The organism is Planktothrix sp. (assembly GCF_046067725.1).
In the GTDB taxonomy this organism is placed as follows: domain Bacteria; phylum Cyanobacteriota; class Cyanobacteriia; order Cyanobacteriales; family Microcoleaceae; genus Planktothrix.
In genome coordinates, this window is the sequence record NZ_JBJUDF010000110.1 from 1 (window position 1) to 10758 (window position 10758).

Annotated in this window: 9 protein-coding genes; 7 read left to right on the forward strand and 2 right to left on the reverse strand. The window is 37.6% G+C overall.

The window, feature by feature from the left end; genetic code table 11:
• Positions 1 to 1228, reverse strand: a 1228-nt coding sequence (locus tag ACKPEB_RS06255; RefSeq protein WP_408963985.1) for a hypothetical protein, incomplete at its 3' end; no start/stop codon positions are given.
• Positions 1229 to 1669: 441 nt separating this feature from the next.
• Between ACKPEB_RS06255 and ACKPEB_RS06260 the strand changes: the two genes are divergently transcribed.
• The 7 genes from ACKPEB_RS06260 (at position 1670) to ACKPEB_RS06290 (ending at position 10469) form a co-directional block, all read left to right on the forward strand.
• Positions 1670 to 2227, forward strand: coding sequence for a hypothetical protein (locus ACKPEB_RS06260; protein ID WP_408963986.1), 558 nt, complete (start codon positions 1670 to 1672; stop codon positions 2225 to 2227).
• 173 nt (positions 2228 to 2400) lie between these two features.
• Positions 2401 to 4362, forward strand: coding sequence for a phospholipase effector Tle1 domain-containing protein (locus tag ACKPEB_RS06265; protein WP_408963987.1), 1962 nt, complete (start codon positions 2401 to 2403; stop codon positions 4360 to 4362).
• Positions 4363 to 4553: 191 nt separating this feature from the next.
• Entirely contained in the window at positions 4554 to 6608 is a 2055-nt protein-coding gene (locus ACKPEB_RS06270; RefSeq protein WP_408963988.1) for an NAD(P)H-quinone oxidoreductase subunit 5, read from the forward strand.
• A 352-nt stretch (positions 6609 to 6960) separates the two neighbouring features.
• Positions 6961 to 8547 (forward strand): photosynthetic/respiratory NAD(P)H-quinone oxidoreductase subunit D1, encoded by a 1587-nt coding sequence (gene ndhD1, locus ACKPEB_RS06275; protein ID WP_408963992.1) that lies wholly within the window; start codon positions 6961 to 6963, stop codon positions 8545 to 8547.
• Between the two features lie 243 nt (positions 8548 to 8790).
• Complete coding sequence (locus tag ACKPEB_RS06280; protein WP_408963989.1) at positions 8791 to 9456, forward strand: ParA family protein; 666 nt, start codon at positions 8791 to 8793, stop codon at positions 9454 to 9456.
• 15 nt (positions 9457 to 9471) lie between these two features.
• On the forward strand, positions 9472 to 9981 hold the full coding sequence (locus tag ACKPEB_RS06285) for a hypothetical protein (RefSeq protein WP_408963990.1): 510 nt from the start codon (positions 9472 to 9474) through the stop codon (positions 9979 to 9981).
• Positions 9982 to 9986: 5 nt separating this feature from the next.
• Positions 9987 to 10469 carry a restriction endonuclease gene (locus ACKPEB_RS06290; protein WP_408963991.1) on the forward strand — a complete coding sequence of 161 codons (483 nt, stop codon included), beginning with the start codon at positions 9987 to 9989 and terminating at the stop codon, positions 10467 to 10469.
• A 136-nt stretch (positions 10470 to 10605) separates the two neighbouring features.
• On the opposite strand, the gene mraW is transcribed toward ACKPEB_RS06290, so the two are convergent.
• A partial coding sequence (gene mraW / locus ACKPEB_RS06295; RefSeq protein ID WP_408963993.1) for a 16S rRNA (cytosine(1402)-N(4))-methyltransferase occupies positions 10606 to 10758 on the reverse strand: 153 nt, incomplete at its 5' end.

The following is a 10758-nucleotide window of genomic DNA, read 5'->3' on the forward strand; positions in this document are numbered from 1 at the left end:
AATCTACCCCAGGATAAACTTGATCAAGCTTTTGTTTGTGATTTTCGCTTTTAGAACCTAATAAATTAGCTAAATCACCTGGGCTTTGTTGTTCTATTTTCCCTGGTTTTAGGTTGGCATTAAAAGATTCAACAACGGTACAATCATCAATATTTTTAGCAGATAAAGACACTGAATGTATAGGAGAGAATGCCAGTTGATGCGTGAATTGTTCTGATAAATAAACCGATAATTTATTAATGGTTTGTTCCCAAGATGTAAATTGATCAAAAAAATCAACACTATTGGAGAGAGAATCTAAAGATTCAAACGATAAAAAGGCTTCTTTTAAGCGATCGCTTTTTTCATAACCCGTCACCATAAAATTCAGAAGAAACTGATCAATTTTCTGCGAATCATCCGCCCCAGAGCCTAATGGCTGAGGCTGAGACAGACAAATATTATCAACTAAACCCTTAATTTCTCCAACGGTAGCATAAAATTGTTCATCGACTTTAATCACATCTTCTATTAAAGATTGAAACGGAGCAAAATAATCTTGTAAAAACGTATCAAAATTAACAGCATTTTGCGCTAACTTTGCAATTTCTTGACGGATTTTTTGAGCTTTTGCTTGATATTCGTTAACCTCATTATATACCGATAATTCCTGAACAATCCGTTGAATATTTTGCTTTTGATTTTGGGTATCTTCTGATAATTTTATCACCCCTTCTCCTAAGAGTTTTGTTTTCTCTAGCATTAAAAACGAAGCTCTTCCCAAAAGCAAAATTGCTCGAAAGTTTTCTGCTTTTTCTCGCTTTAAACCTTCGAGTATTTTAGGATTATCACTATTTTTTATTTCTAATTTAATGCGTTCATAGTCCAAGATCTTTAAATCTCGATACTTTTCCGAGAATAATTGCTTCAAATTATTATTTAAAAGCAATAAAAAGGTATAATAATTGTCGTGATATAATTCTAAGGCATTAATTAATAAACTATAATCTTTAATTAATAATTGAGCTTCCCAAAAAATAGTTTGTTGACTTACTTTTTCCTTGCGTCTAATTCCCCATCCTAAATAGTAATGATAGCGAAATCCTTCTTGAATTAATCTCCGACGTTCTTTGATTTTCTTGTGAAACCTTTTCAGGCGGTTATTTTGAAAAATCGGTAATTGATAGCTTTGCTGATAAATTGTTATTTTTTTATAACCGATTAAATTTGTTTGAGGTTGAGATAACATAGGAAATAGAATTAAACTCATCAATTAAGTTTTAATCTTTTAATTTTTTAAAAGATTAAAATTGGCTGATTTTATAATTTTAACTTGTTTTTACCGGCTTGTCAAAATCAACTCAATTTAACGGTTTTCCTTGGTAAAATTGATAAGAGTTCTAGGGGAAGACCCACCGACATCAACCCAATAATCCTTCCTGGAGTCTTCCCTTAACAAAAGTAAGTAGATTGCAGTTTCAGCCGTTAAGTTGAATAATTAGATTAATCTAGCTATTATGGAAATCATAGAATTCTGCCTGTTGAGCAAGGTAAATTTTTCAACTTTTCTCGCAGAAACCTAAAAATTAACAGGTTAAATCGTTACAACTGTTAATGAAAATTCTAACGGGCCAATAGATTAGCTAACATAAACCCCGCCTTTTTGATGTATTAATCTCAGGAGCTTTCAATGGAAGAAATTAACAAAATGTTTGCCGCTTTTGGACTTTCCGCAGAGGAAATTCGCAGCAAGCTGACTTCAATGGGACTTTCCTCAGAAGAAATTCGCAGCAAATTTGCTTCAATGGGACTTTCCCCGGAGGAAATTAACAAAAAATTAGCCTCAATGGGAGTCCCCCTAGACGAAGTAACGCAAAAGGTCGCTTCTTTAGGATTACCCGGAGTGATTCTGGTGATTACCGTCGCCTTATCACAAGCCACTTCCTATCCCATTGCTGTCGCCTTAGCAACTTTAGGCGGCCCATTAGGGATTTTAGGAGGACTGGGAGTGTTAGGTTTAGCCAGTGTTTTAGGAGATGTCTTAACAGGCTGTGGTTTAGATGCGGTTCTCATTGCTGTTTATAAAGAACGACGTAAAAAAGAAAGCCAAGAAAGTTTACTCAAAGAAGTTGAAGGACTACCCATTACCGAAGACTTAAAACTGAAACTTAAACATCAAATAGAGGTGGAAATTGTTTCTGAAGATATTGGTTATCCCAGAACAGTTGAAATTGTTGACGAAGAATAAATCTGACCCTATTCGTTAACTTAAAAATTTTCATCACCCTGATTTTTAATGAGCGAAGAAGTGATCAACCTCTGATATCAAAAAAATGACTGTATCCCCTTTCAATTTAGAACTTGATTAAGCAATAAATCCCTGAATGGGTTCTGGCGTTTATCAAATTGAGGAAAATATTTATGTCTGAGCAGAAATTTGTCCTGACTTTTAATGGAATCGATGATCATTTAGAGTTCTCTAAAGATTTTCAAACCCTTGAGCAAGCCATTACAATTGAATTTTGGGCTAAAGGGGAAGATAATCTTACCCAAGAAATGACGATTCTTGAAGCGCATCATACTGAAGGAAATCGAGTTTTACATCTTCGTCTTTCAGGGGTAGATATTGATCAATTACCTCGATTGTTTTGGACTCTGGGAAATGAAGAAGAATGGTATCAAATTGATCAAAAAATTCAAGTTGAAGAATATAATTCATGGACACATTGGGCTTTTGTTAAAGATGTTGCTAACGAAAAAATATTAATTTACCGTCAAGGTGAAATTTGGCAGGAAGCAGAGAGTACGACAAAATCCTTAGCGGGTCTTAGTAAATTTACCTTGGGTTGTGGGTTTAATCTTTCTCAATTTTGGAAAGGTTCTTTAGCCGAATTTCGGATTTGGGATTATGCTCGTAGCGCAACAGAAATTCAACAAGATCATGAACGGTTTTTAAAAGGAGATGAACCTGGATTAATTCTTTATTTACCCTTGAATGGAGATGCTAATGATTATACTTCCTCTGACCACTCCGCTATCATCTACGGAACCACTTGGACAGAAGAAAAACTACCGTTTAACCGGAAATCATCAGGAAGTTCAACAAAAGGCTTTCAGTCGAAAACAAAAACTTCATCCAAGTCAAAAAGCTCAAAATTAACTAATAGTAGTGCGTCCGTTAGTCGCAAAAGTAACCCATCAAAACGGTCAAAATCCACTCAATCGGTGATAGAAACTCAAGAAACAGTAGAATCAGAATTTTTTGATTTAGAATCTGATCAAGAGTTAACAACGACAACCCATAAACGATTAATCGTTTGTTGTGATGTAACTTGGGGTAAATCGGTGAGTTCCTATCCTACTAATGTTTTAAAATTTGCCAGTTTAATTAAATACATTGCCGATGATAAAACTCCCCAAATTGTTTCTTATTTTGCCGAACATAGTCGCCTAGATGAGACTTTAATTGAAAGCGTAAGCGGTGATACATTAGGCTTAGGAATTGACAACATGATTCAAGATGCCTATAGCTTTTTATGTATGAATTATGATGTTAATTCTCAAGATGAAATCTACCTCATTGGTTTTAGTCAAGGTGCTTATATTGTTCGGTGTTTAGCCGGAATGATTTCTAAATGTGGTTTATTAAAACGTTCCAAACTCCGAGAAATTCCTCAAGCTTATGGGTTGTATCGAGATTCTCAAATCAGTTCTAATGATCTAAAAGTTGAAAAATTCCGAGAAAATTATTCTCAACAAATAGATACAGAACAAGATGAGTTAAAGTATTCTATCCCGATTAAAATGTTAGGGTGTTTTGATACCGTCGGCTGTTTGGGAATGGCGGATGTTAAACCTTGGTTCTCGATGGCAAAACCCTCAACTCAAAAGTATGAGTTTTTCGATTCAAAAGTGAGTTTAACTGTAGAAAATGCCTTTCATGCAGTGGCGATTGATGAAAAATGTAAACTTTTCCCGCCAATTTTAATGGACTCAAATGACGACAATCCTAACCAAGTAGTTCAGGAGGTTTTCTTCTCTGGAAATCATGCCTGTATTGGAGGTGGAATTCGAGACTATCAAGGGTTATCGGATTATCCCTTAAAATGGATGATTCATCAAGCTCAAAAACTAGGATTAGAATTTTATTCTTCCGAAACCGAGAGTGAAGAACTTCAAATTAAATTAGACCCCACGACCCCATTTGATCATCGTCTCACCGGAGTTTATGCCGTAGGCGGTGAACAATGGCGACCGATCAAAACGCCTAACGTTGCCATTCATTACAGTGTAGTTGAACGTTTAAAAGCTTGTCCAGAGTACCGTCCCCCCAATTTAGAACCCATTCTTAAGGATTTGTTAGTTACAGAAACGACGAATTAATCGATTATCCCGTTCATCCCAGGGGTTTAATCCAATTGAACCCCTGCCACTTTAGGAAAAATCACAGCTTTAGATTCCTAACTTCCTCAGAAAGATTTCAGGAATTTTTACCCATTCAGTCCCAAGTCTATGTCAAAATTATCAACAGTTTTGCTCAACCTCAATTAAGACTTATAAAGTAGCGATTTGCTATGGAACCTCTCTATCAATATGCCTGGTTAATTCCCGTGTTGCCCCTATTGGGAGCAACGGCGGTGGGTATCGGGCTGATTTCCGTCAACAAAGCCACCAACAACCTGAGACAATTGTGTTCTACATTCCTTGTTTCCGGGTTAGGTGCCTCAATGGTATTGTCCTTTGCCCTGCTCTGGAGTCAACTCCAAGGTCATGCTCCCTACACCCGCATGATTGAATGGGCAGCAGCCGGAGACTTTACCTTAACAATGGGGTATACCATCGACCATTTAGCGGCGGTGATGTTAGCCATTGTGACAACGGTGGCATTCCTCGTCATGATTTATACCGATGGCTACATGGCCCATGACCCCGGTTATGTACGATTTTATGCCTATCTGAGTTTATTTAGTTCTTCGATGTTGGGGCTTGTAATTTGCCCGAACTTAATTCAGGTTTATATTTTCTGGGAACTGGTGGGGATGTGTTCCTACCTGTTAATTGGGTTCTGGTACGACCGCAAACCCGCCGCCGATGCTTGTCAAAAGGCATTTGTCACCAACCGGGTTGGGGACTTTGGCTTACTGTTAGGAATGTTAGGGATTTATTGGGCCACCAATACCTTTGAATTTAATTTAATGGGGGAACGTCTGGAACAGGCGGTGGAAACCGGTTCCCTCAGTATGGGTTTAGCCACTTTCTTCGGGGTGTTAGTGTTCCTTGGCCCCGTTGCTAAGTCAGCCCAATTTCCCCTGCACGTTTGGCTTCCCGATGCGATGGAAGGCCCGACCCCCATTTCTGCGTTAATTCATGCCGCAACAATGGTGGCGGCTGGGGTGTTTTTAGTCGCCCGGATGTATCCGGTTTTTGAAGAATTTCCGACGGTGATGAATATCATCGCCTTTACGGGTTGCTTTACGGCCTTTTTGGGCGCGACTATTGCTTTAACCCAAAATGATATTAAGAAAGGGTTAGCGTATTCGACAATTTCCCAACTTGGTTACATGGTGATGGCGATGGGGGTGGGCGCTTACAGTGCGGGACTCTTCCACCTGATGACCCATGCTTATTTTAAAGCCATGTTATTCCTATGTTCCGGCTCGGTGATTCACGGCATGGAAGCTGTTGTCGGACATGATCCGATTTTGGCTCAGGATATGCGTCTGATGGGCGGGTTACGCAAATATATGCCTGTTACCTCCGCCTGTTTCCTCATCGGAACTTTAGCTATTTGTGGTATTCCTCCCTTTGCGGGTTTTTGGTCTAAGGATGAAATTCTCAGCAGTGCTTTTGCAGCGAACCCGATGTTATGGTTAGTCGGTTGGTTAACGGCTGGGATGACTGCCTTCTATATGTTCCGAATGTATTTCATGACCTTTGAAGGCAAATTCCGAGGCAATGATAGCACCATTCAAAACAGTTTGTTAGCCGAAGCTAACAGCCCCCAATTTGCCTTTGGCCCTGGGGCGATGAACCCGGAAAAGTTAAACCCAGATCATGATCACGGTCATAGTCATGAACCCCATGAGTCCCCCATTACCATGATTTTACCGTTAATGGTGTTAGCGGTTCCTTCCGTTGTCATTGGGTTTGTGGGTACTCCGTTTAACAATATCTTTGAGTTGTTTGTTTATGCGCCTGGGGAAAGTCTCAAACAAGTTCAGGAACATCTAGCAGAGTTTGACTTAACGGAATTCTTGATTATGGCGGGAAGTTCCGTTGGTATTGCTTTAGTGGGGATTACTGTTGCCTATTTAATGTATTTGGCAGGTAAAATTAATCCAGCCAACATCGCCAAACAATATCAATCCCTCTACAATTTCTCGAAAAATAAATGGTATCTCGACGATATCAATGATGTTTTGTTTGTTCAAGGTAGTCGTCGGTTAGCGAGACAAGTCATGGAAGTAGACTATCGGGTTGTCGATGGCGCGGTTAACTTGACGGGGTTAGTGACTTTAATTACCGGAGAAGGCTTAAAATACCTCGAAAATGGTCGAGCTCAATTTTATGCTTTGATTGTGTTCGTCGCTGTCCTTGGTTTTGTTGTGTTCTCAGGGATAACTGGATAAATCGTCGTAGGGGTGGGGTTGTCCCGCCCGTACCTCTCAACCGTCAACTCACACCTGAAATTAAGAAAGGTTAAATTTCTGTTCTAAATATTGATTCTTGTTTAACAATGGAAATCATGAATTTAGAAAGGAAAATGTTTGACCTTTCTCTAAACTTTATTAGAGGGAAGGTTAATTTAAAGTTTTCCTTTTTAGGAATAACGATAAATTGATCTTCCCTTTAAAAATCTAACTTCTGAATTCTACAAATAGGGACTTTATCGACAGCATAACACGGCGCAAATCTCTATTAAGAATTAAGACAATTTTGACTTAATTCTTAACTCTAAGTTCTTTATTCATGACTGGATCTATGGAAAATTTTCCTTGGCTAACAACGATTATCTTATTTCCGATTGTAGCCTCCCTACTCATCCCGATTATTCCTGATAAAGATGGAAAAACCGTGAGATGGTATGCCTTAATTGTGGGGTTAATTGATTTTGCCTTTATTGTTTATGCCTTTAATACCGGATACGATCTGCATACACCGGGTTTACAATTGGTTGAAAAATATGCTTGGGTTCCCCAAATTGACTTAAATTGGTCTGTCGGGGCGGATGGTTTATCCATGCCCTTAATTATTTTAACCGGATTTGTCACCACCTTAGCAATTTTAGCGGCTTGGCCAGTCACGTTTAAACCTAAATTATTCTATTTCTTGATGTTGGCAATGTATGGCGGACAAATTGCCGTTTTTGCCGTTCAGGATATGTTACTTTTCTTCCTGGTTTGGGAATTAGAATTAGTTCCGGTTTATCTAATTTTATCCATTTGGGGTGGGAAAAAACGTCTCTACGCCGCCACCAAATTTATTCTCTATACCGCCGGAGGTTCCCTGTTTATTTTAGTGGGTTCCTTAGCTATGGCGTTCTTTGGAGATACCGTAACCTTTGATATGCAGGCGATCGCGGCTAAACATTATCCTCTGAATTTACAACTGTTATTATATGGTGGGTTCCTAATAGCTTATGGCGTAAAATTACCAATTTTTCCCCTACATACTTGGCTCCCCGATGCTCACGGAGAAGCCACCGCTCCCGCCCATATGTTACTAGCCGGAATTCTATTAAAAATGGGGGGGTATGGGTTATTAAGAATGAACGCCGAAATGTTACCCGATGCCCATGCAACTTTTGCCCCAATTTTAGTTATATTGGGTGTGGTTAATATTGTGTATGCGGCGTTAACGTCTTTTGCTCAACGAAACCTCAAACGAAAAATCGCCTATTCGTCAATTTCCCACATGGGGTTTGTGTTAATTGGAATTGCCTCTTTTACCGATATTGGCGTCAGTGGGGCAATGTTACAAATGATTTCTCACGGGTTAATTGGGGCCAGTTTATTCTTCTTAGTCGGTTGTACCTACGACCGTACCCATACCTTAATGTTGGATGAAATGGGTGGGGTTGGCGTCAAGATGAAGAAGGTTTTTGCCATGTGGACTGCTTGCAGTATGGCATCTCTAGCTTTGCCTGGAATGAGTGGATTTGTTGCTGAATTAATGGTGTTTATCGGGTTTGCTACCAGCGATGCTTATAACTTCACCTTTAAAGTCATTGTGATTTTATTAGCAGCCGTTGGAGTAATTTTAACTCCGATTTATCTGCTGTCAATGTTGCGTGAAATTCTCTACGGCCCAGAAAATAAAGAGTTAGCGGAACATGAAGAATTGGTCGATGCAGAACCCCGTGAAGTGTTCGTAATTGCGAGTTTATTAGTGCCCATTATTGGCATTGGGTTATATCCGAAGATGTTAACTCAAATCTATGATTCTACAACCACACAGTTAACGGCTTTATTACGTCATTCTGTCCCAACTTTAGCGCAAAAAGCCCCAGAAGTTAAACCGAGTAAATGGAAATTCTTCTCCTTAAGTGCGCCTAAAATTGGCAATTAGGCAGTTAGATCTCAAATATTAGTGATGAGTTGAAACCTGATTTCTTCAAGAAATCGGGTTTCTTTTTATTGCTGATGATTTAGATGGATGAAAGAGGATGGAGTTAGTTGAATTGTCAGCGATCGCACCCAATCTCGGTAAAAATAGTTAAACTATAAAATAAATCTCTATCTAAACGATTAATATTATTTGATGTTATACTGAAAGAGATAGTGTGTTTACTAAAAACGTAGTAATACTGTAATGAAAGTCATTCTCTGTACACATAATAGTGGTGGTGTGGGTAAAACGACCTTAGCTGTTCATTTAGCAGGAGTTCTTTCTAAAAGAGGAGATGTTTTACTAATAGATTGTGATGATCAAGCAGATTCTTGGAAGTTTTATGTCGGTGAAGAGCCTAATGAAGAATCTGACTCTAATTCAGTTTCAGTAGATACAAGACCAGGGATATCAGTTATAACAAACCCTAATCGAAAACGTCTGAAAAAATTTGTTAAAATAGAAAAATATGATTATGTTGTTCTTGATATGAATACACCCTTAGCTAATATTGTTCAAGTTATTTTGAGCAGTGATCCTCATATCATCTTCATCCCCATCAGTTCATCCCAGAGGTATAAAGGCTTGAATAATCTTGAACCAACTTTAAATATAATTTTTGAGATGGAGACAAAAGCCACTTTTACACCTGAAGTTTTTGTCGTACCCTTGGGAATTAGTGCTGATGAAGTACAAGAACAAGTTAATAGTATAGAAGATAAGCCTAGCCAATGCAGAGTGGCTTCAGAGATGATTAACGTTCAAGATCCGATGCAAGAAGCTGTATATTTGACTAAAAAATATATTTGGGAATATTCAGAATACCAAGAGCTAGAAAAGTATTTTGAAGACTTATTAATTAATATTTAGAAAAGAGGTAAGACAATGAGTTCAAAAGAAACAAAATCAGGGGTTAATCAAGATTTATCTGATAAAAAATTGATTAACATCAAGAATAACAGCAAAAAAGTAGATGCGGCTATTAAAAAAGGGATACAACTCAATGAAGAATTAGAGAACGAAGATCAAATAAAAGAATTTACTATTAAAATATTAAATACAGATAACCAAAAGTTGATGGAATTAACATCAGCAATTAGAATGAGTCGGGCAGCTATGATAGAATATTCAATAGAGTATGTTTATTATTGTATTAATAGATTAAAATTAAATCTTGATGAAATTATTCAAAAAATGGGTGGATTAGGAGGAAATTCAAATTCAGATTCTTCAGTTTTATATAATCTAAAGCTAGATATAGTTACATTACATAAAATCAAAAAAATCGGAATGGAAGAAAGAGTTAATGATTGTGCAATTTTAGGGATTCGTTTACTTTATCAAAATAACTGTATTGTAAGAGATTTGGAAAAAACAAGCGAAATTTCACAGTAAAGATAATGAGCAATTATAGAGTTATAAATGCTGTAATTCAGGGTATTATTTTGAGTGATACGGCTACCAAGCAAGAATTAGGTCGTCGTTTTGCGTATTGTTTAGGGTTAACTCCTGGCCATCCTGGGCCTGATGGTGGCGTTGATGGAGAGGGTTATATTAATGGGTTAAAAATTTATTTTCAATCAAAGTTAGAAAACAAAAATTTAGGGGCAGAAAAAGCAGACCTTTTACATTCTGGTCTAATACGACATAGTGCTGATATTGGTGTAATGTTAGCTGGAGTGGGTTATACATCACCAACAAAATCTAATCCTAAAGCAGGTTTTAAAAATCGTCTTCTTGAGTTTCCTGATATTGAACGTTTTACAATTCATCTACTAACATTACGAGATATATTTGAAGAAAACCAAACCTTTAAAGATGCTGTTAATGACTTACCTCCTTTGCGGGAACTCAATCGGGAAGTATGGAATATTATGCAATAATAGATTAAAGGAAAAGAGAATTTTATCACTCTTTTTAGCTTTATTTTAATGAGATTAAAGAAACTAAAAATCAGGGAAAACTAGCCGTTCTAAGCAATACTTACTGCTTGAGATTAAAATTTGTTTCCGCTAAAATTTATTGCGATGAGCGTTCTGCCAATCGTAATTTAGCTGAACGAGAACGGGGATTTTGATTGAGTTCATCCGGTTGAGGTTGAATCGGTTTTTTGGTTAAAACTTGTAAAATTGGAGAATCTTTGAACCGATGTTTAACAATTCTATCTTCTAA